Source organism: Paenibacillus sp. FSL M7-0656, assembly GCF_038003225.1.
Taxonomy (GTDB): Bacteria; Bacillota; Bacilli; order Paenibacillales; family Paenibacillaceae; genus Paenibacillus; species Paenibacillus amylolyticus.
In genome coordinates, this window is record NZ_JBBOOT010000001.1 from 700,173 (window position 1) to 726,034 (window position 25,862).

Consider the following 25,862-nt stretch of genomic DNA (forward strand, 5'->3'; position numbering starts at 1 on the left):
GTCATTCCTGGACAACTTTATTCTGCATGCATAGGTAATTAGAGAATTAGGCAAGCATATAAGACAAATTATAGAGAATTCAGAAGCTAATTGGCAGGACCCAGATTAATCAAGCTGACCTCGGATAATGAGACGGTTGTGTTGCCATCTTGCTCACCATCAATGTTACCCAGATCAAATGAAATTCGAGTATTCGCATAGCTGTCTTCTGTTGCATCAAATGTAAACGTGAACTCCTGTTCTTCTGGAGTCAAATCAACTCGTGCCCCAAAGAACCCATGCCATTCATAGTTGGCAGCGGCATCGACCCATCCAACTCCCAAACCCAATTTTCTGGACTTCTCCGCTTTGGCTTTAAACGTTAATTTATATTTAAAACCTTGCTGTATGCCAAATCCTTCATTGATGACTTGACGATCCCATGGATGCTGTCCTGCATGACCAATCTTGGCTTGAAGCTGTTGATTGCTAACTTGCATCTCAAGGTCCGCTGCATTACCATCCGCATGGGTAAACCAACCTTCCTTACCTTTGGAGAAGTCTCCATTAGGAATAAGATTAACATGAGCAGGCTGCCCTCCTTGATCTGCATTCGGATTCACTTCATATAATTGGACGTTATTGATGTGAATCGAGTGTTCACCTGTAGAGAGCGGATATCCTAATCCAAATGCAAGCATAGCTGCCGAATCGGAGCTATCCCCCATAGTGAAGGTGTAAGTATATGACTTTTGATCTGCGGTTAATTCCACTTCTTCTTCAAAATACTTCACAAAATCGCCTGCATTCTGAGAAAGAACCGCTTGCATGGATTTAGGACTTGAAGCAGATGCCTCGAAGGTAAGTCGGTACGTTTTGTTTGCATCCAGTTTGATCTGACCTTGTTGCAACAAAGTGTCCCACCAATGTTCACTTGTACCAGGCAATTTAATCGTTAATCCTGCGCCCTCGTCATGTGAGGTTGTCAGATCATTAGGAATTAGCTCCCAATGATTCAGATCAGCTGTTAGCTCACTGTTCTGAATTTTGTTTTGTGAAATATCCACCCAACGTGTATTATAATCTGCTCCTTCAAAATTCACATAATAGGGTTTGCCTGCTGTCAAGTTGACCCCTGGAAAATACACCGTTTGATATGCTTGCCATCCACCCGTGTCTCCGAGACTCAGGTCTGATTGTGCAACGGTTGTACCTTGTTCATCCTGAATGCTGAACTGAACCTTGGAATCACTTTTTCCACTGGCCATTCGGGCAGACAGAACATATACTCCGTCGTGAGCTACATCGATTTTATATTGCAGCAGATCTCCCTGATCCATGTAACTGACATGTTTTCCTCCTTCTACGGAGTCCTCCAGTTGTAAGCCCTGCATCATCCAGGCTTCGGTTGCAGGAACATGTGCGTAGCCATTCACTGACAGAGGTTTGCCGCGTTTCGTCAGACGAACATTGTCCACATATACCTTACCTTTAGAACTGCCGAATAACAGTTTTAGCTCGGATTGTGCGATTGATGCTCCATCTCCAATGATGATTTCTCCGGTGAATGTTTTCATTTCTTGGTTCAAGGAGAGGTTTTGTCCTTGATGAACCTGTACCGTATGCCCATTACTGCTGACAACATCAATGTCGATACTTCGCGGTGTGTCTGCCTTGGCATCTAAGGAGAAACCATACGTTGTATTCGCTTCCAGTTTCAAATCCGGTTGGTTCACCGAAACTTGTTGTGGGTCATTATTCGTTTGAGTAACATCAACAACCAGCTGACGCTCCATAATTGGGAATTTCGAAAAGTTATTTACACTTATATTGGCTGCCGAACTGTCCTTAATGCTGCTTGACCAGAATCCCAGACGCTCCTTGCCCTGATCGAATGTGCCATTGTAAATAAAGTTTCCATCAGGTAGCGCGTTTCGTTCGACAGTTAACGGATCAGCTTCACCCACCTCGATCAGTCTGACATTGGCAAACCAAACGGTTGTATCATCCAACCCCAGATTAAATTCGAATCTGGCATTGTTATCCGTGCCATCCCGCATATTGAAGGTATAGTCATAGGATTGCCAATCTGTAGTGAGTTCAAAGGTGTTATCACCCGAATAATTGGTCCAGCTTTTTTCAAATTGGTTCAGTTTGGACATGATTGTACGGTTAGCAGATGCTTTCGCATCAAATTGTATCTTGTACTTTTTGTTTTTCTTGATGTACATCGGCATCTGAGTGAGTTGAACCGAGTAGTTCTCAGTACCCGATGCATCAATGGTAACTTCTGCTGCTTTCCCTTTCTGCTCATCCGTTACAACTTTGACACTGCCAGCTCCATCAGCATTTGTGATGAACTTCCACTGGAGAGGAACTCCATTGTCTGCAGACCCTTCCGAAAAACGATCATTGTAGATTTGATTGCCATCGGTTTGTGGGTCACGTTGTTGTGCAGGCTCGATGGGATTTGTTGTTACATCAGGCCACGTGTCTAGATTTTTGTAAGAATATACTCGCACAAAGTCAACATTCATCTTTTCGGAAGTGAAGTTGCTTTCAGGTGCCCCCGGCCAGTCTCCTCCAACTGCCAGATTCAGAATCAGATAGAATGGACGATCAAATGGTGCAGGAAATGTATAATACTCGGGTTGGCCGGCGGCCTTCGTTTGCCAGTTGGTCACTTCATGATGCAGCTTTCCATCCACATAGAAACGAATCATACCCGGCAACCATTCCACCTGGAAATCGTGATAATCGTCAGCGAAAGTTTCTCCCTTCGGAAGAGTAAGACTTCCCTGATCATGTCCATGGGAGCCGTCAGGCTTCACACTGTCATAATGCAATGTGCTATATACCTTGTTATTACTCTCTTTGCCACCAATTAGCTCCATAATATCGATTTCTCCAGAGGCAGGCCATCCACCATAATGTGCTTCATCTGTTGGCATCATCCATATGGCAGGCCACATGCCTTTATCAATAGGAAGCTTCGCACGTACAACTACTTTACCGTAGGTCCAGTCGCCTTTTCCCATGGAGATCAGTTTGCCAGAGCTGTAATCTTTACCGTTTTTCGGACCCTTTTTTGCTTCAATCTGCAACACGCTTCGATTCTGATCTTTTGTAATGCGAGTGTTATCGGGGCTATAATATTGCATTTCATTGTTATAAACGAGTCCTGTATCCTGCACGGTCCATTTGGAAGCATCAATCGAAGGCCCGTTAAACTCATCATTCCAGACCAGCTCCCATTGATCATGCGGAATCGTTGTTGCTGGAACCGGTTTTTCGCCCGCAGGATTGCTTGGTGTTGATGGTGTTGATGGTGTAGACGGTGATTGCCCGTCTGGAGAAGATGGTGTGGGTGTACTTGTCACATTTGTTGAACCACCAGGCTGCGATGAAGCAGGTTGTTGGGCTTCATCCACCATGGATGTGCGCAATCCTTGTTTTACTTTCTCTCCGTTGATCACAACATCATCGGCATCTACACTCAATTTTTGGATCGTACCTTTGGTATCCATTCGAGTCTGACTCGCTTCTGCATGAATATTCATGGAATCAATCAGGCTGTTTGAAGAGATCTCCAGAATGGATTTCTGCTTTACATGCATCTCCTGAATGTTGCTTTCTTCCGTAATGGCAATTCTGACGGGTTCCCCACGTTTGTCAACGACTACTCGCTTCAGCTTGGAGTTGTTAATGTTGATGGAATGACTGCCTCCGCCTTTAATGTTGACACTTCCTGTAACAGTTACGCCCTGAAGAACAACAGATCCCTCGCCTATGCCTTCTGCCAGCAGCAGATTTCCATTAACAATCATATTTTTCAACGTGACATCCGTCGATTTAATAATCAAGTTGCCATCTACCCGGGACTCATATGTTCCAGGAGTGCTTTTTACATCTGCAATCATCGCTGACAGTAACTCTGCCGTCTCCGCTCGTGTAATCGGGGCTTTGGGATTTAATTTGCCTTGGAAACCTTTAAGAATATTTTCGTTCACCAGATAGGTAAGCGCTTTCTTTGCATAACCGGAAATATCATCTGCATCCTGAAATTTCAATTGTTCACTATCTTCATTTGTAGCCGCTGAAAGTTGAAAAGCTCGATCTACCATAACCGCTGCATCTTGGCGTGTAATCGGTTGTTGTGGTGACAGATGTTCACGGTCTGTCCCTTCGATGATGCCAGAACCATTCGCTCGTACCATCACGTCATAGTACCAATCGTCTGAAGTCATATCCGCATATGAACCAGTCGCCGCATTACCGGTGAAACCAAAGGCCCGATCCAGAATCATGACGAATTCAGCTCGGCTAATGACCTGACTGGGCTTGAACGTACCGTCCGTATAACCTTTCAATAAATTCAAGTCTTGCAAACGTGTAACTGCAGATTGTGACCAATGCCCCGTCAGGTCTGTATAGGGAACAGAGAAGTGCAGGCTTTTCGCCTGCACATTTCCCACCTCCGCTTGACCCTGTACACTTTCTGCTCCAGCAGTTGCTGGATAAACGAGAGAAGCCATTAAACTCCATGCCACCATACATGCCAGTCCTTTTCTCATCCTTCTTCCTCCCTCAGCTCAGTTATCCTTGCATTTGCATAGCCTATTCCTTAACTGCTCCAATAACGATCCCCTTAACGAAGAAACGTTGTAAAAACGGGTACACCATCAGGATCGGAAGCGCGCCGATAAAGATCTGTGCTGCGCGTACGGTTCGCTGCGAGATATTCTCCAACATGGAAGGATCGACGTTGATTTTGCTGAGATCTTGCTGAACAATAATGGTCTGTAATAGAGAAGCAAGTGGATAATTTTTAATATCAGACATATAGATCATGCCGTCGAACCAGGAGTTCCACTGATACACCATCGTAAATAAGGACAAGGTTGCGATAGCTGGAAGTGAAAGCGGTACGTAGACCAGAATCAACGTTTTGATATGACCTGCTCCATCCAAATAAGCTGCTTCCTCAAGTTCTTTGGGCAGACCGCGGAAGAAGTTCATCATGAGAATAACGTTCCACACGGACAGTGCGCCAGGCAGAATAAGCGCCCAGATTGTATTCATCAAGCCAAGCTTCTGGATCAGAATGTAACTTGGAATCAAACCACCGCTAAACAAAATGGTAAATACGAAAAACCACGTATATAAGGAGCGACCTTTAAAACTGATGTCTTCCTTCGACAACGGAAATGCGGTTAAGAGCATGATGACAATACCAATGATCGTTGCAATTACAGTCCGTTTAAGTGATACGATCAAGGAGTTGATGAAGTTTGAATTCCCGAATGTTTTTACATATGCGTCGGTTGTGAACCCGATGGGCCAGAAGGTAACCAGGTTTGATGATGCTGGCGCCATACTGCTGAATGAAACAGCCAATATATGAATAATTGGTAAAATGCAGAGTATCGATAATATCCCAAGAAAAGTATAGTTAGCGATGCTGAATATGCGGTATCCTTTTGTTTTATAATACAAGCCCTTTTCTCCTCTCTAGAAAACTCGATAATTAGCTAGTTTGTAAGCCATTCTGTAAGATATAACAATCAAAATGGTAGCAACCACAGATTTGAACAACCCTACTGCTGTGGCAAAACTCATCTTCCCGTTCAGAATCCCGAGTCGATATACAAAGGTGTCAATGATGTCGCCTTTGTCATACACAAGCGGATTGTACAAGTTGAACACCTGATCAAAACCGGCGTTCAGGATATTGCCGATAGAGAGTGTCATCAGTACGATTGTAATCGGCATTAATGCCGGAATCGTAATGTGCAGCGTCTGTTTAAATCGGTTGGCCCCATCCACCTCTGCAGCCTCGTAGAGCGCAGGATTAATTCCTGAGAGAGAAGCCAGAAATACGATCGTACCAAAACCAAATTCTTTCCACACATCACTGAGGATCAGCGTTATCCGGAACCATGTACCGTCTCCCAGGAAGAAGATCGGTTCTCCTCCAAAGGCTACGACAAGCTGGTTGACCATGCCGCCCTGAGGAGACAGGATATCGAGCAGAATACCACCGAGAATAACCCATGATAGGAAATGCGGTAGATACACAAGCGTTTGACTTACTCTCTTGAATGCCGTCAAGCGTACTTCATTGAGCAAAATGGCAAACAGGAATGGAGCGAACAGTCCTGCGATGATTTTGAAAAATGCAATGACCAGCGTATTCCAGATCACCTGGCCTACGTCCGGATATAAGAATAAATATCGGAAATTGTCCCAACCCACCCATTTGGATTCAGAAAATCCCAAGTATGGTTTGAAATCCTGAAAAGCAATTACAATGCCACCCATCGGTATGTACTGAAACACCAGTGCCAGCAATACAGCTGGAATGAGCATCATATGCAAGGTCCAGTTCCGTTGCATATTCCAGCGCTGTTTAACCCTGGTGGAGCGCCGTTTATGCGGCGTTTCTAACGTATGTTCCTTCACTCCTGCATCCCCCATGTTCTAAATTTTGTATTTTACAAGTCATCGTGAACTTGTATATTAAAATTATAGCAATGGAAATTTGTGATCTATATCCTAATATTGCAACAACGATATCAATATTTTAATAAGATTAAGGAGGTTGGACTTTGTTCACACGCTTGAATGTCTTTACCAAAATTACACTGTTGTTTGTGATGCTGCTTATTCTGGTGCTGTTTCTCTATACATACTCGAACCGGGAAAGCGTGCGTGTTATCGAACACGAGATTCAAAACAATACGATGAATCATCTCTCAACATTTGCTGATTCAGTAGAATCTAATATTTACCAATTGTCATTGTATGGGATGTCTATTGGGCAAGATTCGAGTATTCAGGAATATCAACGTCCCGACTACAAGGACATTCCCTATGAACGTGTGAAAGTTGGAAGTGCCATTCTGGAGAAAATGAATCTGTACAACGCAGCAAGCAAATGGCATTCGACCATCACACTATACTTCCCAAGGATGCAAAAAGTGATATCAACGGATTATTATGCTTACATTCCGTACAGGGATGATGAATTTAAGGAGCCTCTCTCGCAATCCTGGACCTATGCTGACAATCAGTTTATCTGGTACACTACCGATCCAACGACAGCGATGGCGAGACCTGGCAAAGCCAGATTGATTACCAAAATCAGTTTTCCAGTTCATCACTTAACTGCACTTCTTAATCAAAACAAGTTAAATAATAAAGGTGACCCGTTCATGTTCCATCCCGATTATGGATTAATTAGCAATAGTTCTGGAAAGGAAACCTTGAACGCAATCCTGCCTTCCCTGAAAGAAGCAAAACTGCAGGCCAGCGGTGGATTCAGTACAACGTTGAACAAAACGGAATATTACGTCTCTTATATTCAATCCAAGAGCCTCGGCTGGTATTATGTTGACTATGTGCCTATGCAGCAAATTTTGAAACCGATTACGAGCAGCCGGAATCTCTTTTACGCTTCAATTGCCGTTCTGATCGTGATGAGCGTTGTTGTATTATATACACTCTACCGAAGTGTGCAGCTTCCACTTTTACAGTTGGTTAAGGGGACAAATCGCTTGTCCACCGGAGACTTTTCCGTTCGGCTTCATCATTCTGCACGCAATGAGTTCAGCCTGTTATTTGCACGTTTCAACATCATGGCTCAACGAATTCAAGAGTTAATCGAGAATGTATATGAGGAGAAATTACGAAGTCGGGAAGCCACGCTCAAACAGTTGCAATCGCAGATTAATCCGCATTTTTTATATAACTGCCTGTTCTATATCAAGAACATGGCCCGAATGAAAAATGAAAAGGCCGTGGTAGCCATGGCACTGAATCTGGGGGAGTATTACCGATACATAACCAGGTCCGAAAAGGATCAAGCCACGCTTCGTGAAGAGCTGACAATGGTCAAAAATTATTTGGAAATCCAGTCACTTCGTCTGGAACGAATGCATTTTACAATCGACGTGCCCCATGATATTTTAGATAAAACAGTTCCCAGACTAACCCTCCAGCCTATTATTGAGAACGCTATTATTCATGGTCTGGAGCCCAAATCGGTAGATGGTGAGATTAAAATCTATGCGGACTGCGAGGATGATGTGTACACAATTATCGTGGAGGACAGCGGGCTTGGCATGTCTGAGAAACAACTTGATCATCTGAGAGATAATCTTCTTAAACCGCTGGATGAGAATATGGGATGTGGTACATGGAATGTCCATCAGCGTTTATCTTTTCTGTACGGTGAAGGATCTGGACTATCTTATGATCATTCTTCAATGGGTGGGATTAAAGTTAACATCACGTGGCACGACAATACAGACAAGTAGGTGAACAACCCATGCTGCAAATATTATTAGTTGACGATGAACGTTCCGTCGTGGAAACGCTGGCAGAGACCATTCCGTGGGAAAGCTGCGGGATCGGTACAGTTCATGAAGCATTATCCGGTGCAGTAGCGCTGGAAATTATGGACAACCACGACATTGACATTGTAATTACGGATATACGTATGCCCGAAATGTCAGGCATTGCACTGATTACAGCGATTCATGAAAAGTGGCCTCATGTGCAGACGATTCTGTTATCAGGTCACGCCGACTTTGAATATGCGAAACAGGCCATTGCGCAGGAAAGCTTTGATTACTTACTGAAACCCGTTAGTGATGAAGATCTGATCGAATCCGTGCAACGTCTTGTTCATCGAATTAAAGAAAAGTGGGAAACCGCAGCATCTCATCAAAGAGCCTTACACGCCTTTCAGGATCATCTGCCATTGCTTCAATCCACGATGCTGCATGAGTTGCTGACTGGAAAAGTCTATGATCAGAAGACGCTGGCAGACAAGCTTGATCTGCTGGAGCTTCCCTACTCCGTAGGAGAAGATCTCGGCATGTTGATTATCCGTATGGAGAAACATCTATCCGATATGGCACACGGCGACCTAGCCCTAATGGAATATGCGATATGTAATATTATAAGTGAAGTGATGCATAATCATTTTCATATCTGGCATACACGTGACGTGCACGATTACATTGTTGTTCTGGTAAGCATGAAACATTCCACAACGATGAGTTATAGCAGGAGCGAGACGCCTCAGACATTGCTTGAGCAGTATGCTGCCCAGATTCAAACCAATGTTCAGTTATACTTGAAAGGTGCTATCTCCATTTCTGTCTCCAGTTGGGGCAAGTTTCCCCACGAAATTGGAGAACTCTATGAGCGAACGGTTATGTCCATGCGTAAACGGATGGGTCAGGTGCAAGGTTTGTTTGTCACCGCTTCCGATGAAACGGATGCCAACCCTCTACATACGATCAGGTCGCTGTATCAGCCACCAACGTTGATTAGCCTGCTCGAAGCTGGTCGCTTTGAGGATGTGGAACAGAAAATCGAACACATTTTTGCGGAACTGCTGCATTCCAATGAACATCATGATATTGCCGAGTCAACCTTTGAGGTGTATTTTGCTATAGCGGGCGCGTTTGCGTACATCATTCATAAAAATGGCAAACAAATCTCTTCTTTGATTCCAGCAGAGTCCTATCGTTACTTTCAAGCTCCCAGCTATTCCACTGCACAGCAGCTACAGGACTGGTCCGTGCGTACACTTCATTACATACGAGATGATGCTGAACAAGAGCTTAGAGACAATCACAGCACCATTGTGCGCAGCGTCAAAAGTTTTGTCGACCTTCATCTGGCTGGTGATGTATCACTGCCTGCAATTGCTGACCATGTGCATCTGCATCCAGTGTACTTGTCCAAGGTATACAAGGCGGAGACAGGTGAAGCACTTACTGCCTATGTGTACCGGTTAAGAATGGAGAAAGCAGCCTATCATTTGCGAACATCAACTGCCAAAGTGTTTGAGATTGCAGAACTTGTCGGTTACAACAATACCGCATATTTCATTCGAGTTTTCAAGAAATTTTATGATCTTACACCGCAAGAATATCGGGAAAATCTGCCGGTTTAAGATACTCAGGCCAGACTTGACGTTCTAGTAATCTCTCCGGTTTCCCCTTCTCCATATCAAATACAAAAAGGCATTGCCGGAGATCTTCTCCTGCAATGCCTTTTTGGTGCTTATGTGGCCGGGATGAATCATTTCAGCCAGCCCTTTGTCATCCTATTTTCCGCTTTTCACGGAATCATACCACTCGTTAACTTCTTTCGTAATCTGATCTCCACCTGAAGACTTCCACTTCTCAACAAATGAGTCGAACGCGTCCACAGAGGTTTTGCCATACACAATTTGAGAGAAGGTGTCTTTCTCCATCTTTGTCAAAATGTCATTGTTCATCTGCATCGTCATTGAAGGTGCACCGGTAAACATTTGATTGAACACGATATCCTTTTGATCCAAAACAATCTTGGCTGCATCAAGCATAGGTACTGGTACACCTGATTTGATTTTTTTCTCAAACGGTGTAGTTGCTTCTTCACCACTTGCCAGCTTGGCAAGTGTTGTCATACTTAGATTGGGAATACGCGCTCCATCAAAAGTCAACGTGTACTTCTCGGGAGCATAACCACCCGTAAGACTTGCATCAGTTGATGGTTTCCCATCTACCATAACCCAATCGTATCCTTCCGCAAATCCATGCTCAAACTCATCGCCCTCTTTAGGATTCGCATAGTGATCAAAGAGATAGTTCTGATAGGTGAAAAAGGCTTCCGGATTTTTCATGTCTTTGTTAATTAGAACTACGCCATTTCCGTTTGACGTACCATGTCTTCCTGCTTGACCATTTGGACCAGAAGGAATTGGATACGCCTTGTATTCAGCCTCAGGATTGTTTTTCTTCACATCCTCCAGCGGCCAGGATGGCATCCAGTGAGGACCAACCACAATACCTGCTTTTCCGGCAGTAAATTCTTCAGCTGCTTTTGTCTCATCATACACGCCGGCTTCTTCCGGGATATACCCTTTGCTCATCCAGCTCTGTAATTTGGCCAAAGCCTGCTTTGCACCAGGTGTAACGGAACCGTATTCAAGTTTTCCGTCTGCCGTCAGATTCCATTGGTTTGGCATTGTACCATAAGCGCCAAATACCCACCCAGCTTCAGACATCCATGTGTTCAGCCAGTTCTTGAAGCCAATGGTGAGTCCGTAAGTGTCCTGCTTCCCATTGCCATCCGGATCTTGATTCGTAAACGTTTCCATAATGACTTCAAGATCATCTATAGTTTTAGGTGCTTCCAGATTGAATTTCTTCATCCAGTCTTCACGGATCCACATGACAGGATCACCATTATAGGAATAGTCCAGAATCGGAATACCGATCTTTTTGCCATCTTGCATGTATGGATACCATACGGAAGGATCTTCGTTTACGGCTGCTTTCCATGTGTCGCTGGCATATTTGTCAAACAACTCGCCCGCATCGACAAATTTTCCGGACTCAATCAATTCTCGCACCAGATTGAATTCGCCGCGATACGAAATAATGTCCGGCATGTCCGCATTGGAAGCAAGCGATAGACGCAGTTTTGTCTCAAATGCATTATTGGTGGATGGAGATATCCACTGGTTTTTCAACTCAATTCCGAGTTTCTCCTTGGCCCATTTTGTATGGACGTTGTTATCCTGATCCTCGCCTGACTTAAACTTCACGTCTGGACCCCATGGTCTTAAATACGTAATGGATACTGGTGGATCATACTTCCCATTTTTGAGCTCCAACGTTGTCGCTGGTGTACTCGATTCTGTTTTCTTATCGCTCCCGTTACTACACCCACTCAAGGCTGCAGATAGGGCCAATACACCGATCATGACCAAACTGCCTACTCGTCTCTTTTTACTTGTGTCCAACTTCGTTCCCCCAGTCTATGTAATGTTGCTTACAAGTTAATCATAATGAATTTTTGTTATTTATGCCCATACTAATATTGCAACATTTATTGCATTAATTTAGGATATTGGATATTGAATACATATATTGAATAAATACAATGCCAGAATATAGAAAAAAGCAGCCGCTAACGGCTGCTTCAGTCTGCTTAATTACTCGTATATTTGACCCAATCGTACTCTGCATAGAGCGGATTGGCCCCGTTGTAAGGACCGAGCCAGCTATCTACTCCTGTTCCATTCCACAGGTTCATCATGATTTTTCCGGGTGTTTTAGGAATATTGCTGGTTGCCGTATGTTTCAATACACCATCAACATACCACTTGATATGTCCCGGCTGCCAGTCAAATGCGTACGTATGGAAGCCCTGGGATGCATCAAACCCTAGATTGATAATCTTCTCATGATTACCAACCCCATTGGTGTAATAATTAAACTGCACTTTGGTTGTGTCTTTTCCTAAAAATTCGATATCAATCTCATCCCATTGGGTGCCATGTGCAGGGCCTGTGTATGTGAAAAATGAGGAAACTACACCTGTGTTCTTGGCAGGTTTCATACTGACTTCATACAAGCCGTACCCATACGTATTCGTGGTACGATACTCTCCGCAATCAAACTTGTTCTGTGCAGAGCTGGTCAAACCAAGCTTAAGCTTGCCGTCACTTGTAAAATTAACATTGTTAGCCCTCCACGTACAGTTAAACATGTTCCCATTGGAATACCCATCCGCTTTTTGCCACGTACTTGCGTTAAAATAGGTTAGAGGTTCCCAGAACACATAACCCGCGAAAGCGCTTACCGAAAAAAACAAAGAGATGACACCAGTTACCGCCAAAGTATACCAAGACTTCCTCTTCATCATACACCTCCATGAATGATTCCAACATGTATAAGCAGCGTAATAATAGATAACGCTTACATGGTTGGTATTTCCATTTTATCTGGAAGTATAGTGGTACACTATAGCAAACTTCAAAGCAGAGATATTCAATTTTTAAGATCCTCGTTCTCGTATCTAATCATGTCATGTTAAGACTATGCCAGTTTCATACACGTAAGATGGATTGAATGAAGCGCCTGCCCTTCGGCATAGAAGGAATCAGGCGCTCCATGAAAACCATTTTTACATATATCTCAACATGTTTGTTTCTTTATTCACCCTAAAAGGGTTCTATTTCGCACCAGCTCGTACCAAAATGTCTTCAATTTCTTTGAAGCCATTATTCTTCGCATGACTGAGTGGTGACACCCCATCACGGTCCGATATGTTTACGTCTGCTCCGTGGTCAATGAGTAATTGTATCGTCTCCTGCTGCAGAGAATTGCCATCGTTAAGAATGATCGCTTCGAGTAGTGCTGTCCATCCCAATTCATTCACATGGTCCACATCCACCGAAGTTTGAGTCAGGAGTTCTTGCACTACATCCACATATCCATGCTCCGAAGCTGGAATAAGTGCTGTCCCTCCATATCGATTCGTTATCGCTGGGTCCGCTCCCGCCTCGATTGTCAGCTTCAAAATATCCAAGTATCCTTCAGCGCCAGCATACAGAAACGGAGTATTTTTCATATCGTCCTGAATATTCACATCTGCCCCCGCTTTAATTAACACTTTAGCCGATGTTAGATCATTATTGTAGGTTGCAATCATTGTAGCGGTTCGTCCACTCTGATCTTGAGCATTGATATTGGCGCCTGCTTGAATCATTTGTTCGATGCGTTCAGTATCGCTGTCCTCTACTGCCTTAAACAGCTGTTCATCTACTGAAGTCATGGCCTTTTCCCCCACGTTGGAGTCGTTTCTCATTTCAGGCACGCAGCCTTGAACGATCAACATACTGCTTATCAGGACAACGATGATCAGCGTTTTACTCATACTGCCTCCTTTACTCCAGTGTCAAGGTGACCGAAGAAGCGATACTCCAATCTCCAACTGGGTTTATTGTATACGTAGTACCCGGAGTCAACTTCCCATCATTTGTTAGGTCGAATACACCCGTCGCACCTTTTCGACTTGAATATTTATAAGTGGCCGTCAGAACATCCCCGCTAGGTGAAGTTAACGTTACACTTCGACCAGAGAACAGTTCATCCCCAGGGTCCTGGTCAAGTGTAACTTCAATGGAGGTTTCACTCACTGCTTGAGCACTTGCAACCACTAGTGCATCAAACGATTTCGCCGTAAATGAAGCATTTTCGATGTTGGCCCAATCCGAAGAAACCGTATATGTGACACCTGATTTCAGCGTTTGTCCCTCAGGCAAACGGAACTTCGGTTCTTGTTTACCGTCTGTGGATTGCGTGAACGGGACATATCTGGCAACGATAGGCTCGCCACCTTCTGGCGTAATTACAACTTGTCTTGCCTGCATGGAAGAGATGATTTGATACGTTTTGCCTCCTGCTTGCTCTTGATCATTCAGCACAAATGCATTAGCTCCTCGACCACCGCTGTAAGCCGAAATGATGTAACCATAATCCACGACACTGTTGACTTGCAATGCTTCAATCTCGAATGTATTATTCGTTACTTGACTAACCGTTGTCATGTTTATTTTCGTACCACTGCCTTCAAAGGAACCAGCGTCTTGGCCTTTGTAAGTCAGGTTGTACACTTCACCAGCATCTTGTACGGACGTTGGAACGATGTAAGTCGCAATTGAACCTGTTTTCAAACGGGGCATATTAGTTAACGTCAGCTCACCACTAAACGCAAAGTCCGTTTGTGCTTTGGCAAAAGCCTCATCCGCCGCTGTCAGCGGTTTGTCAAAAGTTACAATTAACGTAATGGCATTCAGTGATCTAACGCTCTTGATTTGAGCTTGCTCCGAAGGAATAGCTTGGTGTGCAGTTTGCAACAGCACTGCTGTTTCGCCGCGCGTTGCTGTACCATTCTCGGAGTAGAACTCGCTCATCCAATGGTGAACGGACTTTACATCACGTTGCATCGCTTTGGATACGACCTGTTCGAGTTCAGCATCCGACACTTGAGTTTGCGGATTGAATTGTCCATCGTTAGCCTGCATGATGCCAAGTTCAACAAGCTTTGACGCATATGGCGCATACCATGCATTCGGATTCACATCCGTCAATTCTACGGTTTCTCCCGTCTTGCTCTCCAAATTAAACGTTTTGAAAACCAATGAAGCTAACTCCGCACGGGTAATTGCTCGATGTTCACCCATAGATTGATCTGCATACCCGTTCATGATCCCCAAGCTATTGAGATCCTTGATAGCAGCTTCAATCTGTTGTTGATTAAGCTGTGTGGTTGTTGCCGCAATGTTAGTAACGTATGTAGCTGCATGTACTTGATTCGCAGTTAACGGGAACACTGCTGTACCTAATGCAGTTATGGTTAGAAATGTAGCGATTTTGCGGGTTGTAGAATTCATGGTTGAATTCCTCCTCTATAGGTTGTAGTTGCCTGTATCTATAGAATAGAGGACAAAAAGAAACTCCCAAGGATAAAGTTATTAACAAAATATAAACTGGCTCTAAATTTTCACGAAACTTATGCAGTAAACCGGTAGCCTGCACCCCAGACGGTTTCAATATACTCCGGATTTTTGGGGTCTGTCTCCAGCTTCCCCCGCAGTTTGCGAATATGGACAGTAACCGTTGCAATGTCTCCGGTGGAATCCATGCCCCAGATCCGCTCGAACAGATCTGATTTGCTGAATACACGGTTGGGATGACTCGCAAGAAATACAAGTAACTCGAATTCCTTCGTTGTAATGGCCACCTCTTCTCCATTAACAAAAACGCGGCGTGATCCTTTGTCAATGTGAAGCCCGCGAATGTGGATTTCATCCTGCTCAGCTGGTTTGTTTTTGCCAAGTAGTCTCTCGTATCGGGTCAAATGAGCCTTTGCTCGTGCAACCAATTCACTCGGGCTGAACGGTTTTGTAATAAAGTCATCCACTCCTAGATTAAATGTCCTGATCTTATCGATTTCTTCCTTTTTCGCGGAAACAACAAGGATGGGCACCTCTTTTACCTCGCGAATACGCCTGCAACATTCGAAGCCGTCTAGTCCCGGAAGCATCAGATCAACAATGATCAGATTATAGTCCCCCTCCAGTGCCTGCTTCAGACCTTCATCTCCAGTATGGCAGAGATCCACGGAAAATCCGTTGAGCTCAAAATAATCCCGTTCCAGTTCTGCAATCGTTGTTTCATCTTCAATGATCAAAATGTTTGCCATTACTTATTAATCCCTCTCTTCATTCAGCCGTTTCAGTTTGATATATATACTCGTGCCATCATTGAGCTGGCTTTCAGCCCAGATGAAGCCCCCATGTCCATCAATAATTTGGCGGGCAATTGCTAACCCGAGCCCACTTCCGCCCGTTGAGGAATTGCGGGATTGTTCTGCACGATAGAAGCGTTCAAATATATAAGGCAGTGCCTCTTCAGGTATTCCCCTGCCATTATCTTTAAACGCCATCGTAATCCATTTCTCATCAGCTTGAAGTGTAATCTCGAATCGTTTGTGTTCATTCTCCATGTATTTGAGTGCATTATCCACCACATTAACAACGGTACGTTTTAGCTTCTCCGGATCCACAGCAGCCATAGCGGGACCAGACACCTGGTTATTCCAATCCAGGGCAACACCTTTATCCTCCAGATCATATCTCAGCTCTTCAATGCTATCTTCAAGGAAATCAGCGAGATCAACTGTTTTAAACAGGAACGGCTCTTGGTTCAAGTCGAGCTTGGAATACAAAAACAGTTCATCCACCAACTTATCCATGCTAACTGCTTTGGAGTGAATGATATTAACATAACTCTCCATTTTCTCCGGAGTATTAGCCACTCCGTCACGAATACCCTCAATGTACCCTTTGATATTGGTAATCGGCGTACGGAGATCATGCGAAATGTTGGAGATAAGCTCTTTGCGGTTCACTTCGTCCTGCTGACGTAACGCATAGGAGAGCTGTAATTGATTCCGCATGCTCTCAAACGCTTCGCTAAGTTGACCAACCTCGTCATTGGAGTTTAGCTGAAGTTTAAAGGATAGATTGCCATCTTTAATATGTTCGGCTGAACTTCGTAGTTGATTCAATGGTTTAATGAAGCTGCGCGTGATCCAGCGGAACAAGAGCAGATTTGCAATGATGAGAACGCCAATAAGCAGAAATGACATCACAGGCAGCAACTTGCGAGTAAGCTCCGCAAAGGGGCTTCTCTCACGAATGACAAAGATACTCCCCCGTTCCCCATCTGAATATTGAAAATCAAATTTTGCATACGCGTAAAATCGCTCACCAATATTGAAGGTGCTCCGAATCTGATAATTGTTAAGATCATAGGCAGGCAGTGCTTGCTTCAGTTCTGGCTGGTTGAAGGTCAGTGATTCGAAGATCTGACTATTCTCTCGTCTGATGTAGAGCCCTGACTTCTCAGCTCGAAGCTTCATATCATATTCACGCAGCAAAACCTTGTTCTGCAGGTCGTCCGGGTCATTTTTGGCCAGAAACTTCATCTCTTGAAAGATCGATTCTCCCTGTTCAGTCAGGGGGTTGATCTGATAATGTACCTTGTATATATCACGGAAACTCTGTAGATCCCCTGTGGCCGCAATCGTATACAGACTTGCCGTAAGCAGGATGAACAGTAGACTTATAACAAGCATGCCCGTAAAGGACAGCAGCATTTTTATTCGAATTGACATGGGTTCCCCTTCTCAAGCAAACAATTGGATTAGTTAGTGCACATGTTAACACAAGATGGATTCTATTGCCCATATGTAAAAAAGAGCTTTCTTTTTCATTATATATGTTGACAGTGATAATCGTTATCAATAATGTTGGAGTAAGGTGCACAACGATTTATCTTAGAATGACTGGCAAACACTTTTGAAATGAGGTACGTAATGTGAAAGTAGACGTTAATCAGTTAGCAGCCCATTTTGCACACATTCCTTTTCAAGTTGAAGGAGTATATCGATATGCTAGAAATCCAGGGGTTCCCCAGGCTGACTATACCGATTCTTTTCCTGGATTTGTATTTCCTCTTACAGGAAAAATACAATTTCAATTTGATGGTACACCCTATATTTTTTCACCAGGAAAAGTTGTACATGGGGGCGCGAAAATGAAACTGGATCAAACCGTGTTTCATAGAACGGACTGGGAATATATCCTCGTTTTATACCGAATATGTAGTTCGGACCTCGAAGAGACAAGCTTTTCCCATCAGCATTTTGAATTATCAACGGGTCAGTCTCCACGTCTGATCGAATTAATCATGCGTCTTTGGCATGTGCATAACCAGCGTGGAGGTATTTCAAAGTTTCAGACCGAAATGCTGTTTCGCGATGTACTGAATGAGACCTTAATATGTGTTGATCATAGGCAAAACAGTTGTGAAACAGATGTTTTATTCGAACGGATCTCTACCTATATCCAAGAATACTATGATCAAAATCTGACTGTCGGATCGCTTGCAGAACAAAATAATATTAATCGAAATCGACTTTCCTACGTGTTTAGAAGACATGCAGGTATGGGTCCAGCAGAATATGTATTGAAATATCGTATAAACATGGCACAACAAATGTTATTGGCAAGTGATGCGTCTGTACAACAGATTGCCGAGACCGTTGGCATTGCTGACCCCTTTTATTTTAGCAGAGTGTTCAAGAAACAATATGGTATTTCTCCTACGGAGTATCGTCTGAAGTTCATCAATAATCCATCCTGATTTCAATAGGCATCCATGTTATACCAAAGCTTAGATTAGTATACTGAACATATAGGATTAATACACAGGAGGAATGACGATGCACAATCAAGCAATTAAATTAAATGAGGAATTTTCGAAATTAAACGATCTTTGGTCTCCGAAACTCATTGGTGAAATGAATGACTATCAATTTAAGATCGTTAAGATTGCTGGAGATTTTGAGTGGCATGTTCATGAGGAGACTGACAAGTTATTTTTTGTGCTCGAAGGGGAAATGATAATTGATTTTCGTGATGGGCAAGTGAAGATTTCCAAGGGCGAGATGTATATTGTCCCTAAGGGAGTCGAGATCAAACCTTCCGCCGAAAAGGAATGTCATATCATGTTGATGGAGCCTGGAAGCGAAGTAAACACTGGCGGGACTAAGGCCGAATAAGCGTCAGTTATTGGAACCAGGAAGTTAATTTGCAATATCAGAGAGCCGATAACCCCGTAATGGGGTTATCGGCTCTGCGTCTGTAAGGCTAGCTCTTCGACATACATTAATCAGCAAACTCTCGGTTATGTCACTTGTTGCTGGTCTTCCTGATCAATTCCACACCATCGTATGCCAGAATTTCCACACTTGCTGCCTTCTGCAGTATGTAATGATCAAAAAAGTTCTTCGCATAGTCTGTAACAATATTTCGCATCTCCATAGCATCCCGTTCACCTCTGAGTTCCTCATTAACACTGGTAAACACGATGTCACAGTAATCCAAATGTGCAACACGATCAACTGAGAAATAATAGGTTTCCATGCTATTGTTAGCGCCAATAATCGCATTCATATTATAGTTAGGTTCACAAAACAGGAACAAGAAAGGTTTCTTAAGATCGCTGTCAAGAAGTCCAAACGCACCGCTATCCAAACCAATCCCGCAGGTGAACCGGTCATCATCACGGCAAACCATCGCCGTCGTAGGCCCTCCATAGGAATGTCCGACTATACCCATGCCGATGTCAAGCAACAATCTGCCCTTAAAGATGGAATTCAGCTCTCCAGAGTCCAGTTTGTAAAGATAATCGGCTACATACCTTACATCTTCTGCCTGTGATTCACTATACTCTGTTATCTTGGAAAGTATCGGCAGTGCAAGCACGTTACGGCACATCTCAATGGCAGTTTCATCGTCAGGCCGCATCTCCATCTTACCAGCTAACGCCAGCATCTCCGGATCTTCACCAAAGGCTGTAATGACATCCGAAAAGTCCTTTGATACATTAAACAGGCGCCCATCTTTACGTTTATACATCGTGCTATTCTGATGGCCGATGCTTACCACAACATACCCCATGCTTGCCAAGTCTGTACAGAGCACTGTCCCCCATTCTGGAGATCCGCCCCCGCCGCAAACATAGAATAACACTGGATAGCGCTTTTCCTTCCCGGAAAGAGCAAGGTCGTCGTAACACTGGGTCTTGATATCTATAGAGAAAACATCCTTCAACGCGGTGACAAGTGGCTGCTCATTAAACATCTCGTAGACTTCAGGAAACATGTACGTTGATGTAGTCTTACCTTCGCTACTGTCAGACGGATAGTATACAAAAGCGGTCAGTTCTCTTTTGGAGTAATCTGATGCCGTGTAATCAAAATCCATCTGGGTTCGACCGACAGTATAGCCGCCAATTGGTTCTGGAAATGCATTATAGGTTTTCATTTTCTTTCCCCCTTGAGATCGCTAACCATTTCAGAATATTTATGATCTTCAAGCAGCCCATGGCCCATAAATTCAGCAAAGTACTTGCTGATCTTATGTTGCAGCTTAGAGTCCTTAATATCGAATTCCCTAAAAAACAAGATTAAATTAAGCTGCATTGACTCAAACATAAAAGAAATCAGGTCGTCGTCAACATCCGGTCGGAGATATCCATCAACCCTCATTCGGCGTAAGATGTCCTTGATCATGGGGAATGACTCGCCCTTTAAGACATTCACATATACTTTCAGCAAAATGTCCTCAGGAATATATGAAAATGTTTTAGTCAGTTTGATTTCCAACTCATTCAGTGGCTCGGTCACCATGCCATTAACGTTACCAAATAAGCCAGTAAGGAAATAGCTGTAAAGGGAATCTTCATTACTGTTACTGAAGTATGTAGCTCTTTTCTGGGTCACAATACGTATTAAGTGACAATAAAGGTCATCTTTGTCTTCAAAATACCGATAAAATGTTCCGGGGTGCATGGACAAACTATCCAAAACCATCTTCATAGTTATATCCTCGTAAAGATTATCAACAAAAAGATGCATAGCGCTATTCGATATTTCCTCGCGCCTTGCTTCGTCTAAACGAAAGAAAGTATTTTTTGGCATAGACTGCTCCTTAATGTATAGTGTGAACTGATTCACACTATACTGATAATTCATTCACAAGTCAACTGGTTTGTGAAAAGATTCGGGAAGAAATATGCAAGAGCCGCTGATCACTCTGATCAGCGGCTCTTTGAGATGTTTGTATTAAAATCAGTTGGTGAGGGATGAAATTCATGAATATCGGATCAGATATCTATTCAACGAGAAAGGACTTCAAGTACTTTACCACTTCCATCTTCAATAATACGTATACTGTTGTCATCGATGAGTTGAATGGTACTATCTGAATTCAAAATTTCCTGCTGGTCCGTTACCCCGTGAGCAATGGATTTGCGAATCAGACCTTTATTTTTGAATACCAAGGTGTACAGATCGTAGTCTTCCGTTTTACGATTAGTGTGTTCAATGATGACAATAAGTAGATTTTGGGGGCTCCTCTTGAAATTTATCTTAAGATCATGAGTATTCACATTCATGTCCTTGATCCCTAAGGGTATCAAACTCTTTTGTCCAGTAGAAGCATTCGTAATCTCAAGGTCTCCTTTTGCAGTGCGAATGACATAGGTGTAACCCATGTCGCTACCATAAAAAGTATCGGTATAATTGCTCAGCCCAGTCACGGTTATCTTATTCGTCTTCGTATCTCGATGAGTCACTTCCCCGTCCAAAGCAGATGCAAGAAATCTAATGGGCACATAAAGGTGACTAATATACGACACAGGTTCTGTGCCCATATCTACTTTTTGACCATCTACCTCGGCAATGCTGCTTCCCAAGTGCACAACAATATGCTTCTGACTGTTCTTCAGTACGGCCGTATTATCATCTTCCATCCCCCACACTAGGCCTGCCTTAATACCGAGTGAGAAAAAACTTCCGTAAGTGACTCCATCCTTGATTAACGTCTGAACATGGTTAATACGACCGTCTGCCCACTGAATTTCCAAATCAACATATTTGGATGCTGCTTCAGATTTTTGCGCCCCCAATGGTAATAACACCGACATCACTAATGCAACGACAACTACTTTTTTCAAATGCTTCATTCTCACAGCGATTCACCCACTTCATGTAATTTTTAATCTTACAATAGTAACGTTATGTTCCAATAAAAGTTTGATCAGCTTTAGACAGGAATTTGGTTCTTTTATAACAAAAAAAAGCCGCTAAAATAGCGACTTTCATTGGTACTATGCTCTTGGCCCATGAAACGATCTTGAGGCACGAATGGTCACTAAGCCGAAATTTCCATTACAACCCGAGATCATCAGCGAGTCCTTCAACACCTGTGAAGATGGAATCCCCGTAACCCCAGAAGTTGTTGAAATCAATAATGTAGATTTTTTTGTTTTTAACTGCGTTAATGTTTTGTACCTGTTTGTTGGCAAGCAGCTTTTCAATCGTCTGCTCAGGATCAATGCCACCAGCATACCTCGAAATAATCATTGCATCCGGATTAATCTCGATTAACTTCTCCAGGCTGAGTGTGCCAGTTTCATTAATCAGCATATTATGCATATTGATTAATGACATTGCACTTTCAATAAACGTATCACCATTTCCGTTGTAAATTCCAATGGTTCCATCACCATTATCCGAAAATGATGCATAATTGATCGTCTCAGCGCTAGCTCGGGCCGACAAGGCATTCTCGCGTGCTTTAAGCGTCTCAATATATGCCGCTGCATTGGCTTGTACGTTGAATATCTCACCTAATTCAGTAATATCCTGATACAGACTATCTAACGATGCATCAGGAACACTGGTGCTTTGTACATATGTTTTGATCCCCATATCATTCAAGCTGCTTACTGTACCAACACCCCAGTCCGCATCCTCAAACAATCCACCACGACCAACAACCAGGTCAGGCGTAGCCCCTATTGTCACTTCCTTGCCTACATAGCCTTCAGCTAGCACAGGAATTTGTTTAAACTCGTCCGCAATATCTTCAGGTACACTACCAAACAACGCAGCTACACCTACAAGTTTGTCTGTCAAACCAAGGCGAATCATCAGCTCGGCTGCACCTTGGGTATTGGCAACCACTCGTTCAGGTGCCTTGTCAAACGTTTGATCCTTCTTCACCCATGTGCCGTTCTCTGTTGTATAGTTTGAAACGGTTACCGGGTAAGTTGTTTCGGCAGGTGCTGAAGCGTCAGCGTCGGTTTGTTCCCCATTTGTTGTTGCATTCGTGGTGCTGCTCTCCGCAGCTTGCTGTGAACTGCCATTTGCATCTTCGCTGCCACCATTGCTGCTTGAACACGCTGCGAGCACCAGGATCATTGCAGTAATCAAACAAAGAAAAATCCCTTTTTTAACGGATACCAACATGTAAATAATCTCTCCCTTTTCAATTCTCTCTTGTCTTTTATGCCAATATGTAAAATAACTATTGTCAGTATACAGTAATTGTCGAAGCGTGTAAATGAGAACAATAATCAATATCATTAGTCTGATGAATAAAAGGAGACCCTCATATGGTGCCTCAATTCATCGGATTATCGTAAAATTCATCTGTGACAGGTTCAAAGGCCATTCAGGTGTACCTGCCGTGATCAAGATGTCTTCAAACCAACTGTCTTTTGCGGTATCTTGGTTCGAAGGTTACGTTTCCTAACGATATATCCCGAAACGTTAGAAAAACCAAGTTCATGTCCTTTGTTTAGGATTGAACTTGGTTCCTCTTTTACTTAACTATTCATTACGTGCCTGGTTAACCTTGGCGATAAGTTCATTAATAATTTCATCAGGTGACCGCTCATTCATCCATTGTTGACCGAACATTTGGAATACTTTGATCATTGGGAAATCTGCCCAGAATCCCACAAACTCCTCGTTAAGATATACCTTGTCCGTAACGTGCTCGTTCATTTCATTCAGGCAATGCTCCAATTCCTTTTTCGCTACAGGATCACTCATCCACTCACTGAGCAGACTGAATTTGTGGAACGTGATTTCTTCCTTACCAAAGTTACAATGCAGACGTTCCGTAATTCGGATATCTTTGGACGAGCTGCCAAGTGAAATTTGGAAAAACCCGGTCTCAGCCACCCAACGGTTATACTTGGTGTTGTAGTATGAAAAATCTCTCTCTTCCAGTTCAAAAGTAATCTTGCGTTTTTCACCCGGCTCTAGTTCAACTTTAGCAAAAGCTTTCAATTCTTTCTCTGGACGGGTCCATGTACACTCTTCATCGTGAACATACAATTGAACAACTTCTTTCCCCGTGCGCTTTCCGGTATTTTTCAATTGGAAGGACACCGTAACACCGGTGTGTGTCTGAGACACTTCCAGATCCGTATAGGAGAACGATGTGTAAGACAATCCGTGTCCAAACGGGAATTGAGGTGCCAGTTCTTTTCGGTCATAATATCGATAACCCACGAATAGGCCTTCGCGATAATACAGCTTGCCGTTCTCTCCGCGAATTCGCATATGTGAAGGGTTGTCCGACAGTTTGACAGGGAATGTCTCAGACAGTTTGCCCGAAGGATTCGTCTGTCCGAATAATACATCTGCAATCACTTTACCCATGCCTTGACCCGACAACCAAGAATGAATCACACCAGGTACATGCTGTACCCATGGGCGCATCGCCAGTGCGGAGCCGCTGCTCGTCACGACAATACACTTGGGCTGAACCGCGGCTACCGCGAGAATCAATTTCACTTGATGCTCGGGAAGATCAATGCCTTGCAAATCATGCATCTCCGATTCCGCATATTCCGGTTGGCCAACAAACAATACAGCAACATCGGAATTCATGGCTAATGACACGCTTTCCTTGATTAGCTCATCATTGATGGAGTCATCCTCCGGGTACCCTTCTGCATAATTCATGGTCATGGCATCGCCAGCCAGTTTTTTTATCTCATCCCATGGAATATCGACTCTTGTAGGCGTTACCTTCGCACTGCCCGCTCCCTGAATTCTCGGTTTTTTGGCAAACCGTCCGATCACGGCAATCGACGAAATGGACTCCTGCCGTAGCGGGAGAATCGCGTTCTCATTTTTCAGAAGCACAATACTCTCGGCCGCCGCTTTACGTGCAAGTGCATGATAGTCCGAATCTGGAGAAGAATCCATGTCTTTCTTGCCCGTTACCCGCTCAACCAGCTTCAAAATACGACCCACGCTGCGATCCAACTGCTCTTCGGAAAGGCTTCCGTTCTGAACCGCTTCAATGATTGCTTTGGCATTGTAATTCGCAGGACCCGGCATCTCCAGATCAAGCCCAGCCTTCAGACCGCGTATGCGATCATTAACAGCTGTCCAGTCGGATAGAACAACACCTTCATAACCCCACTCTTCTCTCAAAATGTCATGCAGTAAATGTTCGTTCTCACTTGTATACGTTCCATTCAATAAATTATAAGAACACATAACCGTCCAAGGGTCGGATTTCTTAATAATTCGTTCAAAGGCGCTCAGGTAAATCTCGCGAAGCGTTCGCTCGTCGATTTCCGAACTGGTTACCATCTTTTCAAACTCCTGGTTATTTCCTGCAAAGTGTTTGACAGAAGCGCCCACGCCTTCGCTTTGGATCCCGTTTATAAACGCCGCCCCAAGTTCCCCTGTCAAGTATGGGTCTTCCGAGTAGTATTCGAAGTTTCTTCCGCCAAGCGGTGTTCTTTTCATATTGACACCCGGTCCAAGCAGCAGCTCAACGTCCATGGTTTTTGATTCACGTCCCAGTGCCACACCAACTTCATATAACAATTCCGTATTCCACGAAGAACCGATGGCTGAACCCGTAGGGTAACAGGTTGCGGGTACATTTTCCGTTGTAATCCCCATTTCTTCATCGCTGTTTGTTTTACGAATGCCGTTTGTCCCATCATACATATGAACTGGCGGAATGTTTAACCGCTCGATTCCTTTTGTCATCCACATATTCAATCCTGCGCAGAGTGAAGCTTTCTCGGCCAGCGTCAATGCCGACAACAATTCATTGATTGATTTATCCATAGTAC

Annotated in this window: 18 protein-coding genes; 4 read left to right on the forward strand and 14 right to left on the reverse strand. The window is 43.7% G+C overall.

Annotated elements, in window-relative coordinates:
• Positions 1-86: 86 nt before the first annotated feature.
• The 3 genes from MHI01_RS03005 to MHI01_RS03015 are packed head-to-tail and all read right to left on the reverse strand — an operon-like array spanning position 87 to position 6,441.
• The gene (locus MHI01_RS03005; protein WP_340982486.1) at positions 87-4,553 is read right to left on the reverse strand and encodes a carbohydrate binding domain-containing protein; all 4,467 of its coding nucleotides are present in this window, start codon (positions 4,551-4,553) and stop codon (positions 87-89) included.
• Positions 4,554-4,596: 43 nt separating this feature from the next.
• A complete protein-coding gene (locus MHI01_RS03010; RefSeq protein ID WP_221821204.1) occupies positions 4,597-5,475 on the reverse strand; it encodes a carbohydrate ABC transporter permease in 879 nt (292 codons plus the stop codon).
• 15 nt (positions 5,476-5,490) lie between these two features.
• The gene (locus MHI01_RS03015; RefSeq protein ID WP_017688355.1) at positions 5,491-6,441 is read right to left on the reverse strand and encodes an ABC transporter permease; all 951 of its coding nucleotides are present in this window, start codon (positions 6,439-6,441) and stop codon (positions 5,491-5,493) included.
• 146 nt (positions 6,442-6,587) lie between these two features.
• On the opposite strand from MHI01_RS03015, the gene MHI01_RS03020 reads away from it, so the two are divergent.
• Positions 6,588-8,297 (forward strand): sensor histidine kinase, encoded by a 1,710-nt coding sequence (locus MHI01_RS03020; RefSeq protein WP_083669649.1) that lies wholly within the window; start codon positions 6,588-6,590, stop codon positions 8,295-8,297.
• Positions 8,298-8,308: 11 nt separating this feature from the next.
• Entirely contained in the window at positions 8,309-9,949 is a 1,641-nt protein-coding gene (locus MHI01_RS03025; RefSeq protein ID WP_036615627.1) for a response regulator, read from the forward strand.
• Between the two features lie 153 nt (positions 9,950-10,102).
• Here the strand turns inward: MHI01_RS03025 and MHI01_RS03030 are convergent, their stop codons facing one another.
• The 6 genes from MHI01_RS03030 to MHI01_RS03055 all read right to left on the reverse strand — a co-directional run bounded on the left by MHI01_RS03030 (position 10,103) and on the right by MHI01_RS03055 (position 17,514).
• Positions 10,103-11,749 (reverse strand): extracellular solute-binding protein, encoded by a 1,647-nt coding sequence (locus MHI01_RS03030; protein ID WP_051447411.1) that lies wholly within the window; start codon positions 11,747-11,749, stop codon positions 10,103-10,105.
• Positions 11,750-11,976: 227 nt separating this feature from the next.
• Positions 11,977-12,690 carry a beta-glucanase gene (gene bglS, locus MHI01_RS03035; RefSeq protein WP_036615630.1) on the reverse strand — a complete coding sequence of 238 codons (714 nt, stop codon included), beginning with the start codon at positions 12,688-12,690 and terminating at the stop codon, positions 11,977-11,979.
• A gap of 312 nt (positions 12,691-13,002) precedes the next feature.
• Positions 13,003-13,707: an ankyrin repeat domain-containing protein gene (locus MHI01_RS03040; RefSeq protein ID WP_127548678.1), complete on the reverse strand. Its 705-nt coding sequence runs from the start codon at positions 13,705-13,707 to the stop codon at positions 13,003-13,005.
• Positions 13,708-13,717: 10 nt separating this feature from the next.
• Positions 13,718-15,226, reverse strand: coding sequence for an S-layer homology domain-containing protein (locus MHI01_RS03045; RefSeq protein WP_127548676.1), 1,509 nt, complete (start codon positions 15,224-15,226; stop codon positions 13,718-13,720).
• Positions 15,227-15,345: 119 nt separating this feature from the next.
• Entirely contained in the window at positions 15,346-16,038 is a 693-nt protein-coding gene (locus tag MHI01_RS03050) for a response regulator transcription factor (RefSeq protein ID WP_047843050.1), read from the reverse strand.
• Between the two features lie 6 nt (positions 16,039-16,044).
• Positions 16,045-17,514 (reverse strand): sensor histidine kinase, encoded by a 1,470-nt coding sequence (locus MHI01_RS03055; protein ID WP_127548674.1) that lies wholly within the window; start codon positions 17,512-17,514, stop codon positions 16,045-16,047.
• 203 nt (positions 17,515-17,717) lie between these two features.
• On the opposite strand from MHI01_RS03055, the gene MHI01_RS03060 reads away from it, so the two are divergent.
• Both MHI01_RS03060 and MHI01_RS03065 read left to right on the forward strand, forming a co-directional pair.
• A complete protein-coding gene (locus MHI01_RS03060; protein WP_340982487.1) occupies positions 17,718-18,545 on the forward strand; it encodes a helix-turn-helix transcriptional regulator in 828 nt (275 codons plus the stop codon).
• A 79-nt stretch (positions 18,546-18,624) separates the two neighbouring features.
• Positions 18,625-18,963 (forward strand): cupin domain-containing protein, encoded by a 339-nt coding sequence (locus MHI01_RS03065; protein ID WP_340982488.1) that lies wholly within the window; start codon positions 18,625-18,627, stop codon positions 18,961-18,963.
• A gap of 130 nt (positions 18,964-19,093) precedes the next feature.
• On the opposite strand, the gene MHI01_RS03070 is transcribed toward MHI01_RS03065, so the two are convergent.
• The 5 genes from MHI01_RS03070 to MHI01_RS03090 form a co-directional block, all read right to left on the reverse strand.
• The gene (locus MHI01_RS03070; RefSeq protein WP_340982489.1) at positions 19,094-20,230 is read right to left on the reverse strand and encodes an alpha/beta hydrolase; all 1,137 of its coding nucleotides are present in this window, start codon (positions 20,228-20,230) and stop codon (positions 19,094-19,096) included.
• Entirely contained in the window at positions 20,227-20,886 is a 660-nt protein-coding gene (locus MHI01_RS03075) for a TetR/AcrR family transcriptional regulator (protein WP_340982490.1), read from the reverse strand. The genes MHI01_RS03070 and MHI01_RS03075 overlap by 4 nt, the downstream gene beginning before the upstream one ends.
• Positions 20,887-21,083: 197 nt before the next feature.
• The gene (locus tag MHI01_RS03080) at positions 21,084-21,932 is read right to left on the reverse strand and encodes a copper amine oxidase N-terminal domain-containing protein (protein WP_253508591.1); all 849 of its coding nucleotides are present in this window, start codon (positions 21,930-21,932) and stop codon (positions 21,084-21,086) included.
• 205 nt (positions 21,933-22,137) lie between these two features.
• The gene (locus MHI01_RS03085) at positions 22,138-23,220 is read right to left on the reverse strand and encodes an ABC transporter substrate-binding protein (RefSeq protein WP_340982491.1); all 1,083 of its coding nucleotides are present in this window, start codon (positions 23,218-23,220) and stop codon (positions 22,138-22,140) included.
• Positions 23,221-23,583: 363 nt separating this feature from the next.
• Positions 23,584-25,857, reverse strand: a complete 2,274-nt coding sequence (locus MHI01_RS03090; protein ID WP_340982492.1) for a beta-glucosidase — start codon at positions 25,855-25,857, stop codon at positions 23,584-23,586.
• Positions 25,858-25,862: the final 5 nt, after the last annotated feature.